We start from the raw sequence: 26,157 nt of genomic DNA, 5'->3' as shown, positions 1-26,157 counted from the left end.
ATGAGCCAGATCTCGCTGCCCCAGCCGCCGGGTGCCTCCCGTGGGTCCTTCCGGGTCTCCGCATTGGGCGGGGGCCACGGGCTCTCCGCCACGCTCTCGGCGCTGCGGGTCATCGCCGCAGAACACCTCACCGCGATCGTCACCGTGGCCGACGACGGCGGCTCCTCCGGCCGGCTCCGCGAAGACATGGACGTGCTGCCACCGGGCGACCTGCGGATGGCGCTGGCCGCGCTGTGCGATGACACCGAATGGGGCCGCACCTGGGCTCAGGTAATGCAGCACCGGTTCCGCTCCCGCGAGGGCGTCACCGGCAGCCTGGATGACCACGCGATGGGCAACCTGCTCATCGTCGCGCTCTGGGAGCTGATCGGTGACTCCGTGGAGGGGCTGCGCTGGGCCGGGACCCTGCTGGGCGCCCGCGGCCAGGTGCTCCCGATGTCCCGTCAGCCGCTGACCATGTCCGGGACCGTGGAACCCATGGCGGACCAGACCGGGTCCGACGCCGAGCTCCCCGCTGCGACCGGTGGCCGGCTCTCCTCACAGGTGGCCCTGGCCCACGCCGGCAGCCTGGGCCGGCTCCGCGACGTCCAGCTGCACCCCGCCGAGGCGCCCGCCTGTGCGGAGGCGCTGACTGCGATCGAGCTCAGCGACTGGGTGGTCCTGGGACCCGGCTCCTGGTACACCTCGGTGCTGCCGCACCTGCTGCTGCCCGAGCTGCGGGACGCTCTCTATGAGACCGAGGCCCGCCGGTGTATCGTGATGAACCTCACACCCCACACCGACGAGACCGCCGGGATGAGCCCGGCGGAACATCTGCGAGTTCTTCATCACTACGCCCCAGGCATGCACGTGCATCGGATCATCGCCGACCCGCTGTCCGTGCCGGCTCAGGAGCGCGAGGAGTTCGCCGAGGCCGCCGCGTTGATCGGCGCTGAGGTGCGGTATCACGACGTCGCCAAGGCTGGTCAGCCCGAGGTCCACGATCCGCTCCGGCTAGCCATCGCGTTCAGCGAGGTCTTCAACGACTGACCCCAGACGCCCGGAAGCCGGGCCCCGGCACCGCAGGGCCGAAATCCGCTCAGGGGTGTTGGGTACGATGGCCGAGCTGCATCACACGAAGACCAGAGGACAACACATATGGCGCTGACCGAATCGGTCAAAGAAGAGCTCTCCCGCCACCAGGTGAAGACCACATCGGAGCGCAAGGCCGAAGTCTCGGCCATGCTCCGCTTCGCCGGGGGACTGCACATCATCTCTGGCCGGATCGTGATCGAGGCCGAGCTGGACCACGCCGCCACCGCGCGGCGGCTGAAGACCACCGTCACCGAGGTCTACGGGCAGAACCCCGAGGTCATCGTGGTCTCCGGCAACGGGCTCAAGCGCGGCTCCCGCTATGTGGTGCGCGTGGTCCGCGACGGCGAGGCGCTGGCCCGGCAGACCGGTCTGCTCGACGCCCGCGGCCGCCCGGTGCGCGGACTGCCCTCCGTGGTGGTCAACGGATCCATGGCCGACGCCGTCTCCGCCTGGCGCGGCGCGTTCCTGGCCCACGGATCGCTGACTGAACCCGGTCGGTCCTCCGCCCTGGAGGTCACCTGCCCCGGCCCCGAGGCCGCACTGGCCCTGGTCGGCTCCGCCCGCCGACTCGGCATCCCCGCGAAGGCCCGGGAGGTGCGCAGCGTGGACCGGGTGGTGATCCGCGACGGCGACTCCATCGCCAAGCTGCTCACCCTGATGGGGGCGCACCAGACCCTGCTGGTCTGGGAGGAGCGCCGGATGCGCAAGGAGGTCCGCGCCACCGCGAACCGGCTGGCAAACTTCGACGACGCCAACCTGCGCCGCTCCGCCCAGGCCGCCGTGGCCGCGGGCGCCCGGGTGCACCGCGCCCTGGAGATCCTCGCCGAGGACGCCCCGGAGCACCTGAAGTACGCCGGGGAGCTGCGGCTGGCGCATAAGCAGGCCTCCCTCGACGAGCTGGGCCGGCTGGCGGACCCGCCGATGACCAAGGACGCCATTGCCGGGCGGATCCGGCGACTCCTGGCCATGGCGGATAAGAAGGCCTCGGAGCTGAAGATCCCCGGCACCGAGTCCAGCGTCACCCCGGACATGCTCGAAGGCTGAGCCCTCCGGGGGATAGCTCTGTCCGGAAGCACTGTCCGGAAGCACTGTCCGGCCGCATCGCCGGGCGGCGATCCTGACCGCTGAGGCACAGCTCACAGCGTCGCCTGCGCGGAGTTCCTCCCGTGGTGAACACCGCAGGTCATCGCGGTCATCCCCCTTTCTGGTGCCCGGCTCACGGCATAGGATGAGGACCGAGCCGAGGTGCAGCTGGCCTCGGCAAACCCCTGTGTCTAGGAGGACATCTTGACTGACTTCACACTTCCCGAACTGGACTACGACTACTCCGCGCTGGAGCCGCACATCTCGGCTCGCATCATGGAGCTGCACCACTCCAAGCACCACCAGACCTACGTCACCGGCGCCAACACCGCGCTGGAGAAGCTGGCCGAGGCCCGCGAGAAGGGCGACTACGCCACCACGCCGAAGCTGCTGAAGGATCTGCAGTTCAACCTCGGTGGGCACACCAACCACTCGATCTTCTGGAAGAACCTCTCCCCAGAGGGCCAGGAGCGCCCCGAGGGTGAGCTGGCAGCCGCCATCGACGAGTTCTTCGGCTCCTTCGAGGCCTTCCAGCAGCAGTTCACCCAGGCCGCCCTGACCATCCAGGGCTCCGGCTGGGCGATCCTCGCCTACGAGCCCATCGGTGGCAACGTGGTCATCGAGCAGTTCTACGACCAGCAGAACGGCGTGCCCGTGGGCACCATCCCGCTGCTGATGCTGGACATGTGGGAGCACGCCTTCTACCTGGACTACCAGAACGTGAAGCCGGACTACGTGAAGGCGTTCTGGAACATCATCAACTGGAACGACGTCTCGGCCCGCCTGGCCGCCGCCCGCTCGGGCGCCTCGCAGCTGATCACGCCCTGATTCGCCCTGGGAGAACCGGGCCCAGAATGTTGGGCACCGGCCTGCCGACATGGTTGAATGATGTACGAGAAAACTGAAAATCGCGTTCTGCAGACAGCCTGATGTACAACGATGTCGTTGGGGGTCAGCGGTTCGACTACGGTCGAGCTGCTGATCCCCAACGTGTGTCTACGGGCTTTTCGCCCTCGCCGGGCAAGCTCCCTGGGCTGGCTGGACAAGAACGCCTCGAAGGCCCGCAGGAACTGCGGTCCCCCTGTCAAGAGAGGAACCTCCATGGCGACAAAAATCGCGATCAATGGTTTTGGACGTATCGGCCGCAACGTGCTGCGGGTGCTGGAGAACACCGGACGCACCGACCTCGAGCTCGTGGCGATCAACGACCTCACCGAGCCGGCGCAGCTGGTGAACCTGACCAAGTACGACTCTGTCATGGGCCGTTACCCCAAGGACGTCTCCCTGGACGGGGACACCCTGGTCGCCGGTGATCGCCGGATCAAGCTCTTCTCGGACAAGGACCCGGCGAACCTGCCCTGGGGCGACCTGGAGGTCGATGTCGTCCTGGAGTGCACCGGTTTCTTCACCACCAAGGAGACCGCCGGCAAGCACCTCGACGCCGGCGCCAAGAAGGTCATCGTCTCGGCCCCCGGCAAGGGCGTCGACGCGACCCTGGTCATGGGCATCAACGAGGACACCTTCGATGCGCAGAAGCACACCGTGGTCTCCAACGCCTCCTGCACCACCAACTGCCTGGCTCCGATGGTCAAGGTGCTCAACGACGAGTTCGGTCTCGTCGAGGGCCTGATGACCACGGTCCACGCCTACACCGGTGATCAGCGTCTGCACGACGCCCCGCACAGAGACGCCCGCCGTGCCCGCGCCGCCGGCGTGAACATGGTCCCGACCTCCACCGGTGCGGCCGCCGCCATCGGCCAGGTCATCCCCGAGGTGGACGGCAAGCTTGACGGCTACGCCCTCCGCGTCCCGGTCATCACCGGCTCGGGCACCGACCTCACCGTGGCCATCGAGAAGGAGGGCGTGACCGCCGAGCAGGTCAACGCCGCCTTCAAGAAGGCCGCCGAAGGCCCGCTCAAGGGCATCCTGTCCTACAACGAGGATCCGCTGGTCTCCTCCGACATCGTCGGTGACCCGCACTCCACGATCTTCGACGCACCGCTGACCAAGGTCATCGGCAAGACCGTGAAGGTCTTCGGCTGGTACGACAACGAGTACGGCTACTCCTCCCGCCTGGTGGACATGACCGCGCACGTCGGCCGCTGATCCAGCACGCGTGAACGCAGAGGCCCCGGCTCGACGAACCCTCGTCGAGACCGGGGCTTCTGCCGTGCGGCACTGGCCGGCGCCGTCGTCGTCGGTCCTGTCGGCGGACCCGGTCTGTCCCCGGGCGGCGGGCCCCAGCGCCGTCGTCGTCGGCTCCCGGCCGGAGCGCCTGCTCAGCCGCACCGCCCCATGTTTCTCCCTTCCAGCGATTGGTACCCTGAACACATGACTGCAGCCACCCTTGACGCCCTGCTCGCCGAAGCCCTGGACGGCCGCCGCGTGCTCGTCCGCTCCGACCTCAACGTGCCGCTGAAGGATGGTGTGGTCACCGACGACGGCCGCATCCGCGCCTCGCTGCCGGTGCTCGAGAAGCTCGCCGCCGCCGGCGCCCGGGTGCTGGTCACCGCGCACCTGGGACGCCCGAAGGGCGAGCCCGAGCCGAAGTACTCACTCGCCCCGGTGGCCGCCCGGATGGCCGAGCTCAGCGAGGTCGAGGTGCTGCGCGCCGAGGACCTGGTGGGCCCCAGCGCCCAGGAGCACGCCGCCGCGCTGGCCCCGGGCCAGATCCTGCTGCTGGAGAACGTCCGCTTCGACCCGCGCGAGACCTCCAAGGACGACGCCGAGCGGGCCGAGCTTGCCGCCGAGCTCGCCGCGCTGACCGGCGAACACGGCGCCTACGTCAACGACGCCTTCGGCGCGGTGCACCGCGCGCATGCCTCGGTCGCTGACATCACCGCGAAGCTGCCCGCCTACCAGGGCGATCTGGTCCGCGACGAGCTGCAGGTGCTCAAGCGCCTGACCGAGACCCCGGAGCGCCCCTACACGGTGGTGCTCGGCGGGTCCAAGGTCTCTGACAAGCTCGCCGTGATCGAGAACCTGATGAGCCGGGCCGACACGCTGCTGATCGGCGGCGGCATGGTCTTCACCTTCCTCAAGGCGCAGGGCCACGGGATCGGGAAGTCCCTGGTGGAGAACGACAAGCTCGACACCGTCACCGGCTTCCTTCAGGCCGCCGAGCGGCACAACTGCCGGATCGTGCTGCCCACCGACATCGTGATGGCCTCGGCCTTCGCCGCCGACGCCGAGGTCGAGGTGCTCCCGGTGGACGCCCTGGAGTCCGGCAAGCACGGTGCCGAGGCGCTGGGCCTGGACATCGGACCCGAGACTTCCCAGGCCTTCGCCGCCGAGATCGCCCAGGCCAAGACGGTCTTTTGGAACGGGCCCATGGGCGTGTTCGAGATGGAGGCCTTCGCCAAGGGCACCGCCGCCGTGGCGGAGGCGCTGACCACCACCGAGGCGTTCACCGTGGTGGGCGGCGGCGACTCTGCCGCCGCCGTGCGCGCGCTGGGCTTCGACGAGGACAGCTTCGGCCACATCTCCACCGGCGGCGGCGCCAGCCTGGAATACCTCGAGGGCAAGTCGCTGCCCGGCATCGACGCCCTCGAGTCCTGACCCGCCGCTCGGCGGTCCCACCGCCGCTGCTTCGCCTGACCTGCTGATCTCATCACCGTTGAAAGGGACACCCTCTCCATGACTACTCAGAAGAACGGCGCCTTCGTGCGCCGCCCGCTGATCGCGGGCAACTGGAAGATGAACATCGACCACATGGAAGCGATCGCGCTGGTCCAGAAGCTGGCCTGGACGCTGAACGACGCCGGCCACGACTACGACCGGGTGCAGGTCTCGGTGTTCCCGCCGTTCACCGATCTGCGCGGCGTGCAGACCCTGGTCACCGGGGACAAGCTGGGCATCGACTACGGCGCCCAGGACCTCTCCGACCAGGACTCCGGGGCCTACACCGGGGACATCTCCGGGGCCTTTCTGGCGAAGCTGGGCTGCTCCCAGGTGCTGATCGGACACTCCGAGCGCCGCGAGGTCCACGGCGAGACCGATGAGCAGCTCAACGCCAAGCTCTCCGCTGCGCTGCGCCACGGGCTCGCCCCGGTGCTCTGCGTCGGGGAAGGCCTGGAGGTCCGCGAGGCCGGGAACCACGTCGCGCACACGCTGGCCCAGCTCGAAGGCGCCCTGGTGGGTCGCAGCGCCGAGGAGCTCGCCGAGCTCGTCGTCGCCTACGAGCCGGTCTGGGCGATCGGCACCGGCAAGGTGGCGGGGCCCGAGGACGCCCAGGAGATGTCCGCTGCGATCCGCGCCAAGCTCGCCGAGCTGTACTCCCAGGAGTTCGCCGACACCGTGCGGGTGCTCTACGGCGGTTCCGTGAAGTCCAAGAACGTCGCTGCGATCCTCGGCGGCGCCGATGTGGACGGCGCCCTGGTCGGTGGAGCGAGCCTGGACACCGATGAGTTCAGCAAGATCGCCTCCTTCGAGAAGCACGTCGACACCGGCGCGCAGGGCTGAGCTGACTCCGGAAGCCAGGATTCGGCCCCATCCGGGCTATCCTGGTAGTCGTTTCGCACCCGTTCCATCATGAAAGGTCGCTGTGTCTGCACTGACCATCGCACTTCAGGTGCTCCTGGCACTGATCAGCCTGCTGCTGATCCTGCTCATCCTGCTGCACAAGGGCCGCGGCGGAGGCATGTCTGACATGTTCGGCGGCGGCGTGACCTCCTCGCTGGGGTCCTCCGGCGTGGCAGAGCGCAACCTGAACCGGCTGACCATCACCTTGGCCGTGACCTGGGGCCTGATCATCGTGGCCCTGGCCCTGATGGTCCCGCTGGGCGCCGATATCTGAACGCCCCCCCCCGCAGCGAAAAGAGCCCCGCCCGACCACCACGGTCGAGCGGGGCTCTTCGCATCCCATCCCACCTATCCTGGGTGGTTGAGTTTTCCGGCGGTTACGAAGTAGCCGGAAAACTCAACTGCCCAGGAAGGGCGGGGAGGTCAGGAGAGCTGGGAGGCGGCGGCCCGGTCCAGGTGCCAGATGGTCTCCCGGGTGCCGCGGGCGTTCACTGCGGGGATCTCCGCGACCACGGTGTCCGGGGTCAGTGCCTGGGCGGCGGCCTCGGCCTTGTCCGCGCCGGAGACCACCATCCAGACTCGCTGCGCGCTGTGGATCGCCGGGAAGGTCAGCGAGATCCGCTGCGGCGGTGGCTTGGGGGAGGAGTCCTCACCCGTGGTCGTCGTCTCGGTGACCTCCAGCGCGGCTTTGCCGGGGAACAGGCTGGCCACGTGCCCGTCGGGTCCGACGCCGAGCAGCAGCACGTCGAACCGGGGCAGCGCCAGGCCGTCCTGGCTGCCGTCAGCGGCATGGCCCTGCAGCTCGGTGGCGTACATCTCGGCCCCGATTCCCGGGTCTGCGGCGTCCTCCGAGGTCGGCATCCGGTGCACGTTCTCCTCGGGCAGCCCGTGCTCGGCGATCAGCGCATCGAGCAGCGCGGTGTGGGCCTGCTGGGCGTTGCGCTCCGGGTCATCGCTGGGCAGCAGCCGCTCATCGCCCCACCAGAAGTGCACCTGGCGCCAGGACGGGGTCTCGGTGCCGGGCCGGGCGACCAGCTCGGCCACCTGAGCCAGCACCGCGATGCCCGCGCTGCCCCCGGTGAGCACCGCGTGAGCCTCACCGTGCTCCCGCGCCGCGTCGACCAGCACCGCGAGCAGCCGCTCCGCGACCACCGAGACCAGCTGGTCCTTCTCCGCGAAGACCTCGGTGCGCGGGGCCGCCAGCGCAGACTCAGCCGAAGCGGGCTCAGCCGAAGCCGGCTCAGCCGAAGTCGGCTCAGCCGAAGCCGACTCGGACGAGGTGGACTCAGCCGAAGTGGCCTGGGGGGAATCTGTCATGGGGGATGCACCTTTCCGCAGCGTCTTGCACGTTTTCCCCGAGCCTAACCGCTGGGTCAGGCCGCGGGCGAGGCGCCGGTGAGATCGGTGACCGGCAGCGCCCGGGTGAGCACCTCGCCGAAGACCTCATCGGAGTCCAGCCGGCGCAGCTCCTCGGCCAGGCACACCTCCAGGGTGCGCACCGGCAGCGGCACGCCCTGGACCAGGCCGTCGGCGGAGCGCAGCTCGGCGATCTCCTCCCCGCGCGGCCGGGAGAGACTGACATCTCCCTCGGCCCGGTGGAAGGTGACCGCGGTCAGCGTCAGTGGCAGCTCGGACTCCGCCGGGGCCACTGTGGAGACCAGGCTGACCGGGATCTGAAGCGCCTGCTGCAGCCAGGCCGCGAGCAGCGCCGCGCTGGGCAGGTCCGCGGCGGCCTCCACGGTCACCGAGGTCAGATCCGCCGGGTCCAAGGTGTCCAAGATGCTGGCCAGGTGGATCCGCCAATGCGTCAGCCGGGTCCAGGCCAGATCGGTGTCACCCTCGGCGTAGTGCGCGGAGATCCGCTGCAGCGCTTCCAGCGGGCGCGGGTCCATCGCGGAATCGGTGATCCGGCGGTGCGCGATCTTCCCGATCGGGGTGCTGCTGACGTTCTCCGGCAGCTCATCGGCCCACCACGCCACGATCGGGGCGTCCGGGAGCAGCAGCGCGGAGACCATCGCCTCGTTCTGCTCGGTGAGCTCCCCGGAGGCCTCCAGCACGATCACCTCCGAGGCGCCGGCGTCCCCGCCGACCCGGATCTGGGCGTTGAGCCGGGTCTCATCGGCGGCCCGGCCCGAGGCCAGCACGATGATCCGGCAGGGGTGCTCCCGGGAGGCCCGGTTCGCCGCGGCGATCGCGGGCTCCGCGTTGTCCTTGGAGGTCAGGATGACCAGCGTCAGCACCCGGGTCAGGGCGACGACGCCGCCGTCCTCGCGCAGCTTGCGCAGCTTCTTGGAGACCTTCGAGGTGGTGGTGTTCTCGATATCGACGATCACGTGAGTTCTCCTTCTAGGGCCTGCGCCAGGTGCGGCCATCGCGGGCCAGCAGATCATGGGCAGAGGGTGGCCCCCAGCCGCCCGGGGCATAGGGCTCGGGCTGGACCTGCTGGGCGGCCCAGTGCTCCTCGAAGGGGTCCAGGATCTTCCAGGAGAGCTCGACCTCCTCATGGCGCGGGAACAGCGGGGGCTCCCCGAGCAGCACATCGAGGATCAGCCGCTCATAGGCCTCCGGGCTGTCCTCGGTGAAGGCGTGCCCATAGCCGAAGTCCATGGTGACGTCGCGGACCTCCATCTGGGTGCCCGGGACCTTGGAGGCGAACCGGATGGTGGCCCCCTCATCGGGCTGGACCCGGATGACGACGGCGTTCTGGCCGAACTCCTTGTCATCGTGGTCCTGGAAGAGCAGGTTCGGGGCGCGCTTGAAGATCACCGCGATCTCGGTGACCCGGCGGCCCAGCCGCTTCCCGGCGCGCAGGTAGAACGGGGCCCCGGCCCAGCGGCGGGTGTTGATGTCCAGCTTCAGCGCCGCGAAGGTCTCCGTGGTGGAGTCCGGGTTGAACCCCTCCTCGTCGAGGAACCCGACGACCTTCTCCCCGCCCTGCCAGCCGGAGGTGTACTGGCCCCGGGCCGAGGCGGCCCCGAGGTCCTCCGGGATCCGCACGGCGGCGAGCACCTTCTCCTTCTCGGCGCGCAGGTGCGCGGCGTCGAAGGAGATCGGTTCCTCCATCGCGGTCAGCGCGAGCAGCTGCAGCAGGTGGTTCTGGATCACGTCGCGGGCGGCGCCCACGCCGTCGTAATAGCTGGCCCGGCCGCCGATGCCGATGTCCTCGGCCATGGTGATCTGCACATGATCCACGTACTGGGCGTTCCAGAGCGGTTCGAAGAGCTGGTTCGCGAAGCGCAGCGCGAGCAGGTTCTGCACCGTCTCCTTGCCCAGGTAGTGATCGATCCGGAAGACCGCATCCGGGGGGAACACAGATTCCACCACGGCGTTGAGCTCCCGGGCGGAGGCCAGATCATGGCCGAAGGGCTTCTCGATGACCACCCGGCTCCAGGGGTCCTCCACCGTGTCCTGTGGGGCGGCGAGCCCATGAGAGGAGAGCTTCTGGCAGACGATCTCGAAGGAGTTCGGCGGGATCGAGAGGTAGAACGCGTGGTTGCCGCGGGTGCCCCGGGACTCCTCGAGCTCATCCAGGGTCTCGCCGAGCCGGGCGTAGGCGGCGTCGTCGTCGAAGCCTGTCGTGGTCACGAAGCGCAGCCCGTCGGAGAGCTGGTCCCAGACCTGCTGGTCGAAGGGGGTCCGCGCGGAGGCCTTGACCTGCTCGAGGACCTCCGCGGCGAACTGCTCATGGGTCCAGTCCCGCCGGCCGAAGCCCACCAGGGAGAAGCTCGGCGGCAGCAGCCCGCGGTTGGCCAGGTCGTAGATCGCCGGGAGCAGCTTCTTGCGCGCCAGGTCCCCGGTGACCCCGAACATCACCATCGCCGAGGGTCCGGCGATCCGGTTCAGGCGACGGTCGCGGGGGTCGCGCAGCGGGTTGCTGGGCCGGCTGTGCGGTGCCCCTACGCTGCGCGGAGCCCCGGCGCTGCGCGGTGCTCCGGCGCTGCGCTGGGCCCCGGCCCCGGCGCCGGAGCTGGGCGCGGAGGTGCTGCGTGCTGAGCTCACAGGGCGTCCACGGTCTCGATGACCTGGGCCAGGCCGGCGGTGCGGTCGTTCAGGTGCACCTGCAGCACCGGCATGTCATGCCCGGCGAGCACCTGGGCGTCGCCCTCGGCCTGCGCGGCGATCAGCTTGGCCAGCGTGAAGGGCCGGTCCGGGACCTGCACATCGGTGCTGGAGCTGGCGGTGAGCTGCAGGAAGGCGCCCACGTGCGGGCCGCCCTTGTGGAACTGTCCGGTGGAGTGCAGGAAGCGCGGGCCCCAGCCGAAGGTCACCGGGCGTCCGGCAAGTGAGGAGAGCTGGGCGCGGATCGCTTCCAGCTGGGTCTCGGTGGTGCGGTCCAGGTAGGCGGTGACCGCGAGGTAGCCGTCCTCCGGCACGGCCTTCACCAGCGCCTGCAGCGCCTGGCTCAGATCGGTCGGGTTCGCCTCGGTCAGTGCTCCGCCGCCGAGGGTGCGGATGGAGAGCGCGCCGTCGGTCACCGCGTCACCGGCCTCCGGGGCGGGCGCGTCGAGAAGGCCGCGGGCGGCGGTCTTGGCGGACTCCACATCGGGCTGGTCGAAGGGGTTGATGCTCAGCAGCGCCCCGGCGACCACGGTGGCGACCTCCCAGAGGATGAACTGCGCGCCCAGGCTTCCGCCGGTGCGCACCCCGTGTGAGCTGACGACCAGGTCGGCGTCGTCGTTGTCCACCGAGGCGCCGTCTTCGACCTCGACGTCGATGATCTGGGTGATCAGTGCGTCGTCGTCATCGCGGTGCAGCTCCGGCTCGCCGTCGGCGACGATCACCGGCAGCAGGCCGGTGCCGTTCTTTCCGGTGGACTCCGCGATCAGCTGCTCGATCCAGGCGCCCAGGCCGATCAGCGGGGAGCCCACGTCGACGAGCACCAGCTTGTTGCGCAGCGGGACGGTGCCGCCGATGGCTGCACCCAGGCGCAGACCGGGGTTGTCGGCGTCGTCCTCGGCGAGGATCGTGAGCGTCTCCTCGGCGTCGTCGAGCAGGGACTCCAGGTCGGCCCCGGCCAGACCGGAGGGGACCAGGCCGAAGGCGGTGAGCGCGGAGTAGCGCCCGCCCACGGTGGGGTCGGCTTCGAAGATCGCGCGGACCCCGGCCTCGGCGGAGGACTCGGCCAGCGGGGAGCCCGGGTCGGTGACGATCACGGTGCGGGACACGGCGTCGATCCCGGCCTCGGTTATCGCCTGCTGCACGATCAGGCGCTGCGAGTCGGTCTCCACGGTGGAGCCGGACTTCGAGGAGACCACGAGCACGGTCTTCTCGATGTCAGACCCGACGACGGCGGCGACATGCTGCGGGTCGGTGGAGTCCAGGACGGTGAGCTCCACCCCGGCGGTGGCGCAGATGACCTCTGGGGCCAGGGAGGACCCGCCCATCCCGGCGAGCACCACCCGGGTGACGCCCTCGGCGGCGAGCTCCTCGCGCAGCGCGGCGATCTTCGGCAGCAGTGCGCGGGAGTCCTCGAAGAGCGCCACCCAGCCCAGCCGCTTGCTGGCCTCCTCCTCGGCGTCCACGCCCCAGAGGGTGTGGTCCTTCGCGGCCAGCCGGGAGGCGAATTCGTGGTCCAGCAGACCGGGAACCTGGTGTTCGGCGGCCTGACGGGCCGCTCCGGACAGTGTCAGGGAGAGTGAGCTCATGACGTGCTTCCTTTCTCAGCCGAACGCCTCGGTTCAGCCTGGCCAGCATCTGCGCTTATAGGGGGCCGGTGGGATTCACACGGCTGTTGACCCTGATCGGCGCCCGATCCAGCCGCCTGCGCTCCACTGGGTGGAGGCGGAGGCGTCTCGGGCCGGGCACCGTACGGGGTGAACAGTCGGCCGGTCCGCTCAGATCGCGGGCGGACCGGCGTGCACGGTTCAGCTGTTGCGCTTGAGCCCATCGTCGATGGTGCCCAGCAGGCCCTTCCAGGAGACCTCGAACTTCTCCAGACCTTCGGTCTCCAGGGTGTCGACGACGTCGCGGTAGCTGATCCCGGCGGCGGAGATGCCGTCGAGGACCTTATTGGCCTCCACGTAGGTGCCGCTGAGCGTGTCCTTCTCGACCACGCCGTGATCGGCCAGGGCCAGCAGGGTCTTCTCCGGCATGGTGTTGACCACGTCGGTGCCGGCCAGCTCGGTCACGTACAGGGTGTCCGAGAGGTTCGGGTCCTTGGTGCCGGTGGAGGCCAGCAGCAGCCGCTGCGGGCGTCCGCCGCGCTCGGCGAGCAGCTGCCAGCGCTCGGAGGAGAAGGTCTCCACCGCGATCTGGTGTGCGAGCCGGGCGTTGGCCACGGCGGCCTGGGACTTCAGCTTCTCGGTGCCGGGCTTGCCCTCTTCGGCGGCGAGCTCGAGGCGCTTGTCGATCTCGGCGTCCACGCGGGAGACGAAGAAGGAGGCCACGGAGTGGATCTTCGAGATGTCGATCCCGTCCGAGTGCGCCTTCTCCAGGCCGAGCATGAACGCGTTGATCACTGCGCGGTAGCGCTCCAGGGAGAACACCAGGGTCACGTTGACGCTGATGCCCTCGGCGGTGACGGCGGCGATCGCCTCGATGCCCTCCACGGTGGCGGGGATCTTGATCAGCACGTTCTCCCGGTCCACCGCCTTGTAGAGCTCGCGGGCCTGGGCGATGGTGCCGGCGGCGTCGCGGGCCAGGCGGGGATCCACCTCGATGGAGACCCGGCCGTCGACCCCGTCGGTGGCCGCGTAGACCCCGGCGAACACGTCGCAGGCCTCGCGTACATCGGCGGTGGTGATGTCGAAGACGGCCCGCTCGGCGTCGGCTCCGGCGGCGGCCAGCTCGGTCAGCTGCGCCTCATAGGCCTCGCCGTCCTTCAGAGCGGACTCGAAGATGGTCGGGTTGGTGGTGACGCCGACGACGTTGTGCGTCTCGATCAGCTTCGCCAGCGAGCCCGAGTTCAGCCGTTCCCGGGAGAGGTCATCGAGCCAGATCGAGACCCCGAGGTCCGAGAGGGCCTGGGTGTTCTTGTTTGCAGTCATGGTGTTCTCCTGATGCCAGGTGATGGATGAGTCTGATGCGCCGGACGCCCGGAGGCCCTGCCCGTGGAGGGCCTGCCCTGTGCAGGGCCGGTCGGAGGCAGAGCCTCCGGGTGGTCTCGGTCAGCGAGGGTGCTCCTCGGGGCGCCCGGTGGAGGGTGCCCCGGAGAGCCGCCCTCAGGAGGCGGCGGCGATGGATTCCTGGGCGGCCTCGGTGACAGCGGCGGCGGTGATGCCGAACTGCTCGTAGAGCACCTTGTAGTCCGCAGAGGCCCCGAAGTGATCCAGCCCGATGATCCGGCCGGCGTCACCGACGATGTCCCGCCAGCCCATGGAGGACGCGGCCTCCACGGAGACGCGCGCCTTCACGGCGGCCGGGATGACCGACTCGCGGTAGGCGGCGTCCTGCTCGAAGAACCACTCGCGGCAGGTCATGGACACCACGCGGGCGGCGACGCCCTGAGCGGTGAGCGCCTCGCGGGCTTCCACGGCGAGCTGGACCTCGGAGCCGGTGCCGATCAGCACGACGTCGGGGGTCACCACGGCTCCGTCCTTGACCGCCTCGGCCAGCACGTAGGCGCCCTTGGCGGCGCCCTCCACCGAGCCGAACTCGGTGGCGGTGGCGGCCCCGGTGCCGCGGGCGTAGGTCGGGATGTTCTGGCGGGTCAGCGCCAGACCGGCGGGGCGATCATTGCGGCGCAGCACCTCGCGCCAGGCGATGGCGACCTCATTGGCATCCCCGGGGCGGATCACGTCCAGGTTGGGGATGGCGCGCAGGCTGGCGAGCTGCTCCACCGGCTGGTGGGTGGGTCCGTCCTCGCCCAGACCGATCGAGTCGTGGGTCCACACGAAGATCGATCCGGTGCCCATCAGCGCGGCCAGCCGGATGGCGGGGCGCTGATAGTCCGAGAAGATCAGGAAGGTGCCGTTATAGGTGCGCAGCGGGGTGGAGAGCGAGATGCCGTTGGTGATCGAGGCCGCGGCGTGCTCCCGGATGCCGAAGTGCAGGTTGCGCCCATAGCGGTTGCCGGAGAACTTCTCGGTGGAGTGGGACTCCGGGATGAAGGAGTCGTAGCCGGAGAGCAGCGTGTTGTTCGATCCCGCGAGGTCTGCGGAGCCGCCCCAGAGCTCGGGGAGCACCTCGGCGATGCCGTTGAGCACCTTGCCGGAGGCGGAGCGGGTGGCGACCTCTTCACCGGAGGGGAACTCGGGGAGATTCGACTCCCAGCCCTCGGGCAGCTCGCCGGCGGTCAGCCGGTCCAGCAGCGTCGCCTGCTCCGGGTTGGCCTCGCGCCAGGAGGCGAACTTGCCGTCCCATTCCTTCCGGGTCTCCACGCTGCGCTCGAGGATCTTGCGGGCGTGGGTGAGGACCTCGTCCTCCACCGCGAAGTGCGCCTCGGTGTCGAAGCCGAGCAGCTCCTTGAGCGCGACCAGCTCGTCGTTGCCCAGCTTCGAGCCGTGGATCCCGCCGGTGTTCTGCTTCTTGGGCGAGGGGTAGCCGATCACGGTGCGCAGCGCGATCAGGGAGGGCTTGGAGGTCTCGGCCTTGGCCGCCTCCAGCGCGCGGTGCAGCTCCTCGATGTCCTCGTCGTAGTCACCGGACTTCTTCCAGTCCACGCGCTGCACGTGCCAGCCGTAGGCCTCGTAACGGGCGGAGACGTCCTCGGTGAAGGCGATGTCGGTGTCATCTTCGATGGAGATCTTGTTGTCGTCCCAGATCACCACGAGGTTGCCCAGCTCCTGGTGGCCCGCCAGCGAGGAGGCCTCGGAGGTCACGCCCTCCTGGAGGTCGCCGTCGGAGGCGATCACCCAGATGGTGTGGTCGAAGGGGGACTCCCCGGCGGGCGCGTCGGGGTCCATCAGGCCGCGCATCCGGCGCTGCCCGTAGGCGAAGCCGACCGAGGAGGCCAGGCCCTGGCCCAGCGGGCCGGTGGTCATCTCCACTCCGGGGGTGTGTCCGTACTCGGGGTGGCCCGGAGTCAGCGAATCCCAGGTGCGCAGCGCGGCCAGGTCCTCGACCTCGAGGCCGTAGCCGGAGAAGTAGAGCTGGAGGTAGAGCGTGAGCGAGGTGTGACCGGGGGAGAGGATGAAGCGGTCGCGGCCGATCCACTGCGGGTCAGTGGGATCATGCTTCATCATCTTCTGGAAGAGCAGGTAGGCGGCTGGAGCCAGCGACATCGCGGTGCCGGGGTGGCCGGAGCCGACCTTCTCCACGGAGTCGGCTGCAAGTACGCGCAGCGTATCGACTGCCCGCTTATCCAGATCGGTGAATACGGCATTATCGGTCACTAGGTTTCCTCCAAATGGTGAGGGACGTGTGGACAACGAGGGCCGCGCACATCGTTGTGCCGCGCAGGATCAACCCTACCGGGATAGAGGCTATTCCTGGCGGATCATCAGAGCATTGCTGGATGCTCACGCGTGATGATCGCGAGTATGAGTTCTCTGGCTGCGGCGTCTTCGCCGCGGCTGCGTGTTCTCTCCTGCGACGGTGCAGGGGTATTTCACTCCTTCGAACCGGTCAGCTCAGCTCATCCCCAGGGCCAGCGAGATGAGCTCGAAGGAGCGGTGGTCGATCACGAGGTCCGCCTGCTCGCGCAGAGCGGGCTTGGCGCAGAAGGCGATGCCCACTCCGGCGGCGGTGATCATGTCCAGGTCATTGGCGCCATCGCCGACCGCGACGACGTTGTGCGGGAGCAGTCCCTGTGACGCCGACCACTGTTCAAGATACTCCTTCTTTGCCGCGCGGTCGACGACGGCGCCCCGCACGGTCCCTTCCAGGGTCCCCTGCGGCGAGATGGCCAGGTCATTGGCGTGGTGGCCGGTGAGCCCCAGATCCTCCGCCAGCGGTGCGAGCACCTGAAGGAATCCGCCGGAGACGGCGTAGCTGGGCCAGCCGCGCCGGCGCATCTCCTGCAGCAGCTCCCGGGCGCCCTGGGTGGGGGTGACCGCGGCGAGGGTCGAGTCGATCACGCTCTGCGGCAGCCCGGTGAGCGCGGAGACCCGCTGGTGCAGCGAGGCGGCGAAGTCGATCTCCCCACGCATGGCACGCTCGGTGACCTTGGCGACCTCGGCCTCCCGTCCGGCGTCGCGGGCCAGCAGCTCGATCACCTCCTGATCGATCAGCGTGGAGTCCACGTCCATCAGCAGCATCAGCCGGCCGTCCTGCGCGTGCAGCCGGGCGCGGTGCGGGGCCGGCAGCACCGTCTGGGTGACCGTGTCGCTGAGCTGATGCGCGGCGTCTTCGAGCAGCGAGACCGCCAGCTGGGAGCCGAAGGAGTCATCGGAGTCATCCAGCGTCACGGACCAGCGCACCGCAGACACCTCGGTGGCATCGGCCAGTGGGACCTGGCGCAGCTCCACACTGTGGACCACGCCGCGTCGAGAGAACTCGTGGGTCAGCGAGCGGATCAGTGGTCCGTCGAGCTCGGCGGCGGCCAACATGGCCACCGTGCCGGGTGGGAGATCGGGGCCGGGGAGATCAGGATCAGGGTGCGCAGTCATAGCGTGTTCAGCCTATAGCGCCTGATCGGGTTCGATAGTGTTGGGGCCATGAGTCCTGTCCTCGATATCCAGAATGTCAGCGTGCGCCGAGGGCGCAAGAGCCTGTTGAACGACGTCTCCTGGACGGTGAACGAGGACGAGCGCTGGGTGATCCTGGGGCCGAACGGGGCCGGCAAGACCACCCTGCTCCAGATCGCCGCGGCACGGTTGTTCCCGACCACCGGCACGGCGCGGATCCTCGATGAGCAGCTCGGCGCCGTCGACGTCTTCGAGCTGCGCCCGCTGATCGGATTCAGCTCCAACTCGCTGACCACCACGGTCCCGATGCAGGAGACCGCGCTGAACGTCGTGGTCACCGCCGCCTACGGAGTCACCGGACGTTGGCGCGAGGAGTATGAGCAGCTCGATGAGCGCCGGGCGTTCGCGCTGCTCAACGAGTGGGGCGTGGGCACGGTCTTCGACCGACCCTTCGGGACGCTCTCCGAGGGGGAGCGCAAGCGGGTGCAGATCGCCCGGGCGCTGATGACCGATCCGGAGCTGCTGCTCCTGGACGAGCCCGGCGCCGGACTGGACCTGGGCGGACGTGAGGCGCTCGTGGAGCGCACCAGCGAGCTGGTCAGCAGCGAGGAGTCCCCGACGACGGTGCTGGTCACCCACCATCTGGAGGAGATCCCGCCCGGATTCACCCACGTGCTGCTGCTGCGTGACGGCAAGACCGTCGCCGCAGGCCCGATCGAGGAGACCATGACCTCGGAGAACCTCTCGAAGACCTTCGACACCGAGCTTGACCTGATCCACCGCGACGGGCGCTTCTCCGCGTTCAAGAAGCCGACCGGGGCTGCCGCCGCGGCGTCGTCGCAGGCTCGTGGCTGATGGAGGCGCTCGCTGACTTTGAACTGCACGGCCTCGGGATCGAATTCCTGCTGCTCATCCTGGTGGCAGGCGTCTGGGCCGGCGCGATCAACACCGTGGTGGGCTCCGGGACCCTGGTGACCTTCCCGGTGCTGGTCGCCATGGGAATCCCCCCGGTCTCCGCCACGGTCTCCAACGCGATGGGCCTGATCGCCGGAAACTTCACCGGCGCCTGGGGGTATCGGCGTGAGATCCGGCAGGTGAAGTCGGTGCTGATCAAACTGGTCCCGGCCTCCGTGCTGGGCGGCGTCATCGGCGCGGTGCTGCTGATCACCCTGCCCGAGGAGGTCTTCGGCCGCGTCGCCCCGATCCTGATCGTGGTCTCGCTCGCCTTCGTGATCGCCCAGCCCCGGCTCTCCGCCTGGGTCCGGGCGCGCGCTGCAGCCCGGGAAGAGGAGAAGCGGCCTGACCAGCCCGGCGCGGAGCCGGCTGCGGCCGACACTGATGCTGGCGCGGATGGCGGCGCCGACGAGGCTGCCGCGGCGAAGCCCGCCAAGCCCTCGATGCCCACGGTCAGCCTGGTGCTGATGCTGCTGGTCTTCGCCGCCGGCATCTACGGCGGCTACTTCGTGGCCGCGCAGGGGATCCTGCTCATGGGCATCCTGGGCATCTTCCTGATGGCCAATATCCAGCAGGCCAACGGGGTGAAGAACCTGCTGGTCGCCGTCGTGAACCTCACCGCCGCGATCAGCTATCTGGTGGTGGACTACCTGCTGCGTGAACCGGACGAGCGGGTGATCCTCTGGGGCGTGGTGGGCATCATCGCCGTGGGCTCCACGCTGGGCGGACTCATCGGAGCCTGGGTGGGTCGCCGGCTCTCGCCGCTGGTGCTGCGCCTGGTCATCGTGACCCTGGGCCTGGTGGCGCTGTTCGTGATGCTGCGCAACCTCTTCATGGGTGGTTGAGTTTTCCGGCTACTTCGTAACCGCCGGAAAACTCAACCAGCCAGGAGGGGGAGGGGTGCCCGGCGGGTGTGAGGTCGATTTGATATAGTGCTGTGTTGGTCCAAACTCGGCCCACCCTCAGTTCCACGCTTCTGGCAAAATCCAGCGGCAGATGAAAAGGACACATTCATGAAGTCTGATATCCACCCCAAGTACGAGCCGGTCATCTTCAACGATCTGGCCTCCGGTGAGAAGATCCTCACCCGCTCCACCACTTCCTCGAAGAAGACCATGGAGTGGGAAGACGGCAACACCTACCCGGTCATCGACGTCGAGATCTCCGCAGCCTCGCACCCGTTCTACACGGGCAAGCAGCGCATCATGGACTCCGAGGGTCGCGTCGAGCGCTTCAACGCACGCTTCAAGGGCTTCGGCGGCAAGAAGTAAGGCACACAGCTTCTCGCTCCAAGCGCTTCAGTAGGGCCGCAGTCACTTCGACTGCGGCCCTACTTCTGTCTCCGGGGTCTTGTCATGCCGACGACGCCGGACCAACATCCGCGCCGATTATGTTGACTAACAACATGCATCGATTGATAATCAATATATGTCTACTGTGTACTCAATGGGGCTCAGAACTGCGCTGGGCCTTCTGCTGCTGGGAAGCTTCATCGTGCAGCTCGCGATCCCGATCAATGCACGAAGCGCGGGGGAGATGTTCCCCGAGATTGCGCCGCTGACGGTGCCCTACGCATCTCTCGCAATCGCCGCGATCGTGGGTGTCCAAGTCGGACTGGTCGCCACCTGGCGGCTGGCGACGATGGTGTCGAAGGATCGGATCTTCGATTCCGCCGCGTTGAAATGGGTCGATGTCATCCTGCTGGCATTGATGGCCTCCACGGCACTGGCGGCGGGGGTCTTCGTGCACCTAATCTTCATCGTCCAGATCGGCGGGCCCCCGGCCTTGCTCGGACTGGGCGGGGCCATGACCCTGGGGGTCTCGCTCCTGCTGCTTCTCGCGGTCATGCGGAGTCTGCTGGTCCAGGCGATCGACTACCGCACGGAACTGGCGGGGGTCGTCTGATGGCCATCCGGGTCGCCATCGACGTCATGCTCGCCGAACGCCAGATGTCGGTGGGCGAGTTGGCGGAGAGGGTGGGCATCACGCCCGCCAACATCTCGATACTGAAGAACAACCGCGCTCGGGCGGTCCGGTTCTCCACCTTGGAGGCACTCTGCGAAGCCCTCGATTGTGAGCCTGGTGATCTGCTGAGGCGAGAGCCCTCCGAGGGCAGTGATCGGTAGATGACCAGGTCAGAGCACCTCGGGTGGAGGATCCTTCTTGGAGGGTTGTTTCTCGGCGCGCTCATCGCCCAGCTGATCCTGGTCCCGGCTTTGGCGGCGTCCCTGGCTGCGGATTACCCCCAGGTCGCGCATCTCCAGATGCCCTACCTGGCGGCCGTGACGGTCGCGATCGGTGGATTCGAGGTGGCTGTCGTGGCCGCCTGGCGGCTTCTCACGGTTGCGGCCGTGGACACCGATGCCGCCCCGGCCGCCGTGGCCGACACCGTGGCCACCGCGGCCGAGAGACCAACGACTGATCGAGTGCGTCGGTGGGCCAACATCATGACGGTGTCGCTGGGTGTCATGGCGGTGATCTCGGCCGGCGTGTTCCTTCACGCCGGGTGGGTGGGGAATATCGGTGGACCACCGATGCTGTTCGGATTGCTAGCTTCTATGGCTGTGCTGCTCACCGCGCCAGTGCTCAGGCGTGGAGGGCTGCGCTCATTCGGGGGATTCACCGGCGCAGAAAGCCCCTAGGGTGTGGCGACGTCGATGATGATTTGCGCGGGGTCGTCGTGGAAGCCGTGCCGCACGGCGGTGAAGTCGCCGAGGTCAGCGATGTCGCCGGGCTCGACTTCCTGCTGGACTCCCTCGAGGCTGAACTCTTCGGGGTTGAATGCCTCAGGCTCAGGCTCAGGCTGAGGCTCGTCGCCCTCCTCGGCTTCCTCATCCGGGTCGGCGTCGTCATCACCGGACAATGCCCCGTCCTCGGAGGGCTCGGGATCGGACTCTGGTGCAGGAGTCTCGGCCTCTGGATTCTCGTGGCTGTTCCCGGCGTCGTCCTCTCCTGCGACTCCAGAAGCTGGCTCCTGTGCTGAGGGTGACTGCTCCGGAGTGGAGGCCGCCGGATCTGGCTCTTCGTCGGCGGTGCCGCAGCTCGTCAGCGCCAACGTGCTGGCGGCGATCGCGGCGGCGAAGAAGGTGGGGTGAGGCATCATCGGGGCGTCTCCGGCGGTCAAGGAATCAGATGAAGTTACTCCACCGTAGTCATGTTGTTGTTCCTCTAGGCAACTGATCTGCAAGATTGTTAGTCCCTTGTGACCAGGCACGATGCGAAGTCTTGAGCTCTGGATCTGGAGCCTTAATGGACCTGCAGGCCGAGGGGCAGGCGCAGGGCGACTTCCGAACGTTCGACATCCATGAGGTCGTGCATCTGATCTCTGCGGCCAGGAGCGGTGAGCCACCCTCGTAGAATCACCAGATGCCCGAGCTGAGCACAAAGCGTCTGGTGCTGCGCGACTTCCTTTCCAGCGACGTCGACGCGGTCCACAACTACGCCGCCGATCCCCAGGTATGCCAGTACATGGATTGGGGTCCCAACACGCTGGCCCAGACGGAGGCTTTCGTCCGCGACGTGGTCACCGCCTCCTCCGCCCCGACGCAAGACTCTTTCACCTGGGCAGTCACCGCAGACGACGTCGTCGTGGGGGCGTGTTCTGTGACGGTGACCAGTGCCGTACACCGGCGCGCAGAGATGGGCTATGTGCTGGCTCGGGCCCATTGGGGTCAGGGCTATGCAAGCGAGGCCGCAGCGGCAGTGCTGGGGTTCGCGCACCGGGAGCTCAGTGTTCTCCGGGTGGAGGCGACCTGTCGGCCCGAGAATGTCGCGTCGCAGAGGGTCCTGAGAAAGATCGGAATGCAGCGCGAAGCGTTGCTGCGTTCGCATGTGCTCATCCGGGGGCAGCGAGCGGATTCGCTCTTATTTGCCAGCATTGACCCTCAGCTGGCTGGGGTCTCACCGTGACGCTGACGCTGCAGTTCCACCCCGACTGGCCCTACCGAGGGGGACTGGTCATCGAATCGATCGCCCGCGACCGCAGGTATCGCTCGCAGTTCGAGACCGGGACCAGCAACGGTGGGCTGAGCGCACATCGCGGCGGTGACCGCTGGGAATGGGAGAGTCGCCTGTTCAACGGCAGATACGACTCCCTGGGTCCCGCCTCTCGCCCCGTCTATGGAGCGTGGAACAGACACGACGACGCCTACGGCGGCTCACCACGATTCGGCTCCGCTCATCTGAGGCTTCGCCCCCACGTGATGGACCGAGCAACTTTCTGTTTCCCCGACAGCGTGTTCGAGCCGTCGGAAGTCGTCCATGCCGCTGCTCTCCACCGGCTCGGAGCGCTCGCCGACGCTGCACAGCAGGACTACCTGGACGACTACGTCGAAGCCCATATCCATGGGGGTCTGGACTTCGCAGAGGATGTCGAGGCGATCCTGCTTGACCCCTGCCACCGGGCCACCGCGGTCGCAGACGCTGCCAGTGAGCTCGGCTGCGCCGTGGAGTATCACCCCGGGTTCAGGCTCAACACCGGGTCCCTGGATGAGAGATACCGTGGTGCTTCGCCGGCGCAGCTCGCACGGGGCCTGGGGCAGGTGATCACCCCAGATCTGGTGGCCAGGGCGGCCCACAGCGGTGACCACGATCCGAACACCGTCAAGCGGGTATGGCACCTGCTCGCCCGGTTTGGTCGGCTGACACCCGGTCACCCATAGGATTGCCCCATGACGGATAAGCATCAGCATCACGGGGAGTACAAGGTCGTGGGCGGCAAGCTCGTCGTCGTCGACCTGCACACCGACCTCGACCCCGGCACCCACCCGCGGGATGCGCGGATCACCGCCGCCTCGGTCAACGGCGACTTCTTCCTCGAGCCCGATGAGGCACTGGACTCGCTCAATGCCGCGCTGGTCGGGCTGCCGACCCGGGCCACCCGCGAGGAGATCGCCGAATCGGTGCGCGCGAAGCTGCCCGCCCAGGCGCAGATGTTCGGCTTCGATGAATATGCCATCGCCACCGCCGTGCGGCGCGCCCTGGGTCATGCCACCCGCTGGGAGGATCACGACTGGGAGGTCATGCCCGCGGTGCAGCTGCCCGTGGAGATGCATGTGGCGCTGGATCAGGTGCTCACCGAGGAGGTGGGCCGCGGCAACCGGCCCCCGCTGATGCGGATGTGGGACTACTCCGGGCGCGCAGTGGTGATCGGGTCATTCCAGTCCCTGGCCAACGAGGTCGACTCCGAGGCCGCCGAACGGCTCGGCGCCACGGTGGTCCGCCGGATCACCGGCGGGGGAGCGATGTACATGGACGAGGGCAGCTTCGTCACCTATTCGCTCTCGGTGCCCGCCTCCCTGGTGGACGGGCTCAGCTTCGCCGATTCCTACCCGTTCCTCGACGCCTGGGCGATGGAGGCGCTGACCTCGATCGGGATCACCGCCTCCTATAAGCCGCTCAACGACATCGTCTCCACCGAGGGCAAGATCGGCGGGGCCGCTCAGAAGCGTCTGGCCAGCGGCGGCATGGTGCACCACGTGACCATGAGCTATGACATGAACGCCGACGACATGCTCCAGGTGCTGCGCATCGGCCGGGAGAAGATCTCCGATAAGGGAATCACCTCCGCGGCCAAACGAGTCGACCCGCTGCGCAGCCAGACCGGGCTGCCGCGTCAGGAGATACTCGACGCCTTCGTGGAGACCTTCGCGACGAAGTACGGCGCCCGGATCGCGGAGATCCGCCCGGAGGAGCTGGCTCGCGCCGAGCAGCTGGTGCAGGAGAAGTTCAGCACCAAAGAATGGACCGCAAGAGTCCCCTGATCTGGGCGGACACAGCGCCCGACGGCGAGTGGTGGCCTGCTCGATTCGCGGTCCCGTTCAGCACCGTGCTAATGTTTCTTGTCGTTGCCTTTGAGGCAAAGACAAGATGCGCGGGTGGCGGAATAGGTAGACGCGCTAGCTTGAGGTGCTAGTCCTCGTATAAGAGGGTAGGGGTTCAAGTCCCCTTCCGCGCACATCTGAGAACGACGCAAAGACCCCGGTCTGACATGGAGCAATCCAGTCGGCCGGGGTCTTTGCTTTCCCTCTGCGTCGAGGGGCGGATTCTGCGAGTGCTTGATGCGGTTTTCGGGACTAGATGCTCGTAGATTCCGCCGCTCAACGCGGAGGAGGTGCCACCCCACTCAGGCGAGGCGGCTCAGCCGTCGTTGGCGTTGCCTCGGTCGGCGTAGTCTTCCGGGTCACCGCCGTCGTGCTGCGCCCACTGCTCGGCACAGTTGCCGCCCGGGGGATTAGGCGCCCAGTCGGCTCGGGCCTGGGACTGCTCCCAGAGTGCGGTGTCGATCTCGGCCTGGGACTGCCCGGCCCTGACCAGAGTCGAGGTTTCGATGCCCTCCCAGCATGCGGAGTGCGACTCCAGGTGCTCCCACTCATCGATCTGCAGGTAGTCCGGATGGCACAGCGGGTCCGGCATGGCTCCGCTGCCGTCCCAGTCCTGCGGCCACCCGGCGGGCTGGGAGCCGGCATTGTGCTCAGCCTTCTCAGCGAGCGCCTGATCGTCATCGCAGTACAGATGGACGACCTCCATGCCGTCGTCGTCCTCGGGAGCGATGTAGAAGAACTCCACACCGTCCTCGCCGCCAATGATCTGCTGGCCGCCGCGAAACTCCGCATCCGGGTCCTGGCTGCTCGGCGAGGTCTCAGCCCCCGAGTCGCCAGCCTCGACGTCAGTCGAGCCAGCCGCCACGGCGTCTGCCTCCGTGGCTTCGGTCTGCGCGTCGGCTTCGGCGACTTCGGCCTCAGGTGCGTCGGCGGCAGGGGCCTCAGCTGCGCAGGATGAGAGCAGCAGCGCGGCGCCCGCAGCGGAGAGAAGCGGCATCCAGGTTCGTGTGAGCATCCACTCACACTACATATCTTTGATTCCTCTGTGAACAAAAATAGGCGATTGATCTGCTCTCGAGGAGCTGATTCTCTGACTATTTCACGGAGTTTCTCGGCCCGGATGCCCGGAGTTTTTAGCCGCGCGGGGGACGCCACTGATTTGCACACTGGTTCAGGGCCGCCTGTTGGGCAGTCTCCTCGACCCGCGCTTGACGCGTCGCAGGGCGTCTGGCCTGGATGATCCATTCCAAGATCCCACGGCGGACGGAGGGCGGAAACCGATCCCAGTTCTCCCTGGCAGGCGGATTGCGCGTCAAGGCCGCATCGAGGTCCTCGGGCACGATGAGGTCCTCCACCTGATCGAGCAGGGTCCACGCGCCAGATGCCACCGCCCGGGCGACGACGCGCTCACCGGCCTCGGTCATCGCCCCGCTGCGGCGCAGCTGCTCCGCCCGGAGCTTGTTCGGCCGGGACCACGCACTGCCGGGCTTGCGAGGGGAGAAGTAGAGCATCGTACGTTCCTCGTCGAGCTTGCGCGGCTTGCTGTCGACCCACCCGACGGCGAGCGCCTCGGAGACGGCGTCGTCATAGCTCACCGCTGGCCGGCCGGTGACCTTCTTCCAGGAGACCAGCCACACCGAAGATGCCGTCTCATGGTGGGCGAGCAGCCACTCACGCCACTGCTGCCGCGTCTCGGCGTGCACCCCGTGGCGCCGACTCTGGATCGGCCATCTCAGACCCCCTGGTGAGCTGACTGCTCCGCGCGGCCCAGCCGATGCCTCCGGTGGGTTCGCGCGCTGGGCTCAGGATAGCGGCGGTCGCCGCGACAGCCCCAGTGTCACGGCACTGCCTGTCCGACTCCCTGCCGCGATTCGTCACCCCCACGCATTAAGGGGCGGATTCAGCGAGCATCTGAGCCCGATTTCGGGTCAAACTACTCGGAGAATCCGCCCCTCAACGAAAGAGAGCGGGGGAGGCTCAGCCGGCGGTACCTGCGCTGGGGTTGCCTGGGTTTCGACCCGAGCGGTTGCGCACCATACGGAAAGCTTTGCGGCCGAGCCACATGAGGACTGTTCTGATGATCATGACTGGAGCATAGCCGAGGACACCCCCAAAGCCGGTACGCAACCTGAACAGGGCCTGGGAAGGCCAGACTCGCTAGGCTGGTGCCAGAAGATCCCCGACCCCAGGAGACGCCC

At 68.0% G+C, this 26,157-nt stretch carries 26 protein-coding genes and 1 tRNA gene; 17 read left to right on the top strand and 10 right to left on the bottom strand.

The genetic code is table 11. The annotated features are described in order from the left end of the window. The 7 genes from HNR24_RS04595 (at window position 1) to secG (ending at window position 6,952) form a co-directional block, all read left to right on the top strand. Complete coding sequence (locus tag HNR24_RS04595; protein WP_182495135.1) at window positions 1–1,029, top strand: gluconeogenesis factor YvcK family protein; 1,029 nt, start codon at window positions 1–3, stop codon at window positions 1,027–1,029. 108 nt (window positions 1,030–1,137) lie between these two features. Further along, entirely contained in the window at window positions 1,138–2,118 is a 981-nt protein-coding gene (gene whiA, locus HNR24_RS04590; protein WP_179442156.1) for a DNA-binding protein WhiA, read from the top strand. 243 nt (window positions 2,119–2,361) lie between these two features. Next, a complete protein-coding gene (locus HNR24_RS04585; protein ID WP_058889413.1) occupies window positions 2,362–2,985 on the top strand; it encodes a superoxide dismutase in 624 nt (207 codons plus the stop codon). Window positions 2,986–3,258: 273 nt separating this feature from the next. Further along, the gene (gap, locus tag HNR24_RS04580; RefSeq protein ID WP_182495134.1) at window positions 3,259–4,263 is read left to right on the top strand and encodes a type I glyceraldehyde-3-phosphate dehydrogenase; all 1,005 of its coding nucleotides are present in this window, start codon (window positions 3,259–3,261) and stop codon (window positions 4,261–4,263) included. A gap of 225 nt (window positions 4,264–4,488) precedes the next feature. Beyond that, a complete protein-coding gene (locus HNR24_RS04575; RefSeq protein ID WP_182495133.1) occupies window positions 4,489–5,715 on the top strand; it encodes a phosphoglycerate kinase in 1,227 nt (408 codons plus the stop codon). A gap of 78 nt (window positions 5,716–5,793) precedes the next feature. Beyond that, window positions 5,794–6,618 (top strand): triose-phosphate isomerase, encoded by an 825-nt coding sequence (gene tpiA / locus HNR24_RS04570; RefSeq protein WP_182495132.1) that lies wholly within the window; start codon window positions 5,794–5,796, stop codon window positions 6,616–6,618. An 82-nt stretch (window positions 6,619–6,700) separates the two neighbouring features. Then, window positions 6,701–6,952 (top strand): preprotein translocase subunit SecG, encoded by a 252-nt coding sequence (secG, locus tag HNR24_RS04565; RefSeq protein ID WP_182495131.1) that lies wholly within the window; start codon window positions 6,701–6,703, stop codon window positions 6,950–6,952. Between the two features lie 149 nt (window positions 6,953–7,101). Here secG and pgl read toward each other — a convergent pair whose 3' ends face one another. From pgl to serB, 7 genes are all read right to left on the bottom strand, one after another. Then, a complete protein-coding gene (pgl, locus tag HNR24_RS04560; RefSeq protein WP_182495130.1) occupies window positions 7,102–7,995 on the bottom strand; it encodes a 6-phosphogluconolactonase in 894 nt (297 codons plus the stop codon). Between the two features lie 56 nt (window positions 7,996–8,051). Beyond that, window positions 8,052–9,011, bottom strand: coding sequence for a glucose-6-phosphate dehydrogenase assembly protein OpcA (locus tag HNR24_RS04555; protein ID WP_058889408.1), 960 nt, complete (start codon window positions 9,009–9,011; stop codon window positions 8,052–8,054). A 13-nt stretch (window positions 9,012–9,024) separates the two neighbouring features. Beyond that, window positions 9,025–10,494 (bottom strand): glucose-6-phosphate dehydrogenase, encoded by a 1,470-nt coding sequence (gene zwf, locus HNR24_RS04550; RefSeq protein ID WP_220477358.1) that lies wholly within the window; start codon window positions 10,492–10,494, stop codon window positions 9,025–9,027. A 179-nt stretch (window positions 10,495–10,673) separates the two neighbouring features. Further along, window positions 10,674–12,323 carry a phosphoglucose isomerase-related protein gene (locus HNR24_RS04545; RefSeq protein WP_182495129.1) on the bottom strand — a complete coding sequence of 550 codons (1,650 nt, stop codon included), beginning with the start codon at window positions 12,321–12,323 and terminating at the stop codon, window positions 10,674–10,676. A gap of 219 nt (window positions 12,324–12,542) precedes the next feature. After that, window positions 12,543–13,664, bottom strand: coding sequence for a transaldolase (gene tal / locus HNR24_RS04540; protein ID WP_182495128.1), 1,122 nt, complete (start codon window positions 13,662–13,664; stop codon window positions 12,543–12,545). Between the two features lie 174 nt (window positions 13,665–13,838). Then, window positions 13,839–15,950 (bottom strand): transketolase, encoded by a 2,112-nt coding sequence (gene tkt / locus HNR24_RS04535; RefSeq protein WP_182495127.1) that lies wholly within the window; start codon window positions 15,948–15,950, stop codon window positions 13,839–13,841. 237 nt (window positions 15,951–16,187) lie between these two features. Further along, a complete protein-coding gene (serB, locus tag HNR24_RS04530; protein WP_259392403.1) occupies window positions 16,188–17,165 on the bottom strand; it encodes a phosphoserine phosphatase SerB in 978 nt (325 codons plus the stop codon). 48 nt (window positions 17,166–17,213) lie between these two features. On the opposite strand from serB, the gene HNR24_RS04525 reads away from it, so the two are divergent. From HNR24_RS04525 to HNR24_RS04500, 6 genes are all read left to right on the top strand, one after another. Continuing rightward, complete coding sequence (locus tag HNR24_RS04525; RefSeq protein WP_058889403.1) at window positions 17,214–18,038, top strand: ABC transporter ATP-binding protein; 825 nt, start codon at window positions 17,214–17,216, stop codon at window positions 18,036–18,038. After that, window positions 18,038–18,982 carry a sulfite exporter TauE/SafE family protein gene (locus tag HNR24_RS04520; protein ID WP_182495126.1) on the top strand — a complete coding sequence of 315 codons (945 nt, stop codon included), beginning with the start codon at window positions 18,038–18,040 and terminating at the stop codon, window positions 18,980–18,982. Before HNR24_RS04525 ends, HNR24_RS04520 begins: the two co-directional genes overlap by 1 nt. A 168-nt stretch (window positions 18,983–19,150) precedes the next feature. Further along, the gene (locus HNR24_RS04515; protein ID WP_036474713.1) at window positions 19,151–19,408 is read left to right on the top strand and encodes a type B 50S ribosomal protein L31; all 258 of its coding nucleotides are present in this window, start codon (window positions 19,151–19,153) and stop codon (window positions 19,406–19,408) included. Between the two features lie 175 nt (window positions 19,409–19,583). Continuing rightward, window positions 19,584–20,042, top strand: a complete 459-nt coding sequence (locus HNR24_RS04510; protein ID WP_182495125.1) for a DUF2975 domain-containing protein — start codon at window positions 19,584–19,586, stop codon at window positions 20,040–20,042. Continuing rightward, window positions 20,042–20,263 carry a helix-turn-helix domain-containing protein gene (locus HNR24_RS04505; RefSeq protein ID WP_182495124.1) on the top strand — a complete coding sequence of 74 codons (222 nt, stop codon included), beginning with the start codon at window positions 20,042–20,044 and terminating at the stop codon, window positions 20,261–20,263. The genes HNR24_RS04510 and HNR24_RS04505 overlap by 1 nt, the downstream gene beginning before the upstream one ends. A 45-nt stretch (window positions 20,264–20,308) precedes the next feature. Beyond that, window positions 20,309–20,779, top strand: coding sequence for a hypothetical protein (locus tag HNR24_RS04500; protein ID WP_182495123.1), 471 nt, complete (start codon window positions 20,309–20,311; stop codon window positions 20,777–20,779). Here HNR24_RS04500 and HNR24_RS04495 read toward each other — a convergent pair. Beyond that, window positions 20,776–21,240 (bottom strand): hypothetical protein, encoded by a 465-nt coding sequence (locus tag HNR24_RS04495; protein ID WP_182495122.1) that lies wholly within the window; start codon window positions 21,238–21,240, stop codon window positions 20,776–20,778. The two genes, HNR24_RS04500 and HNR24_RS04495, sit on opposite strands and share 4 nt — an antisense overlap. A 263-nt stretch (window positions 21,241–21,503) precedes the next feature. On the opposite strand from HNR24_RS04495, the gene HNR24_RS04490 reads away from it, so the two are divergent. The 4 genes from HNR24_RS04490 to HNR24_RS04475 all read left to right on the top strand — a co-directional run bounded on the left by HNR24_RS04490 (window position 21,504) and on the right by HNR24_RS04475 (window position 24,093). Then, complete coding sequence (locus HNR24_RS04490) at window positions 21,504–22,046, top strand: GNAT family N-acetyltransferase (RefSeq protein WP_182495121.1); 543 nt, start codon at window positions 21,504–21,506, stop codon at window positions 22,044–22,046. Continuing rightward, complete coding sequence (locus HNR24_RS04485; RefSeq protein WP_182495120.1) at window positions 22,043–22,798, top strand: DUF3626 domain-containing protein; 756 nt, start codon at window positions 22,043–22,045, stop codon at window positions 22,796–22,798. The genes HNR24_RS04490 and HNR24_RS04485 overlap by 4 nt, the downstream gene beginning before the upstream one ends. 9 nt (window positions 22,799–22,807) lie before the next feature. Further along, complete coding sequence (gene lplB / locus HNR24_RS04480) at window positions 22,808–23,899, top strand: lipoate-protein ligase small subunit (RefSeq protein WP_182495119.1); 1,092 nt, start codon at window positions 22,808–22,810, stop codon at window positions 23,897–23,899. 108 nt (window positions 23,900–24,007) lie between these two features. After that, window positions 24,008–24,093: transfer RNA gene (locus tag HNR24_RS04475), tRNA-Leu, on the top strand. Window positions 24,094–24,275: 182 nt separating this feature from the next. Here HNR24_RS04475 and HNR24_RS04470 read toward each other — a convergent pair. Both HNR24_RS04470 and HNR24_RS04465 read right to left on the bottom strand, forming a co-directional pair. Beyond that, the gene (locus HNR24_RS04470; RefSeq protein ID WP_182495118.1) at window positions 24,276–24,974 is read right to left on the bottom strand and encodes a hypothetical protein; all 699 of its coding nucleotides are present in this window, start codon (window positions 24,972–24,974) and stop codon (window positions 24,276–24,278) included. Between the two features lie 118 nt (window positions 24,975–25,092). Continuing rightward, complete coding sequence (locus tag HNR24_RS04465) at window positions 25,093–25,662, bottom strand: YdeI/OmpD-associated family protein (protein WP_310735388.1); 570 nt, start codon at window positions 25,660–25,662, stop codon at window positions 25,093–25,095. Window positions 25,663–26,157 lie beyond the last annotated feature (495 nt).

Origin of the sequence: Nesterenkonia sandarakina (assembly GCF_014138825.1) — a bacterium.
Taxonomy (GTDB): domain Bacteria; phylum Actinomycetota; class Actinomycetes; order Actinomycetales; family Micrococcaceae; genus Nesterenkonia; species Nesterenkonia sandarakina.
The sequence above is the reverse complement of the archived record's forward strand: the minus strand, read 5'-3'. Positions and strand labels throughout refer to the sequence as shown.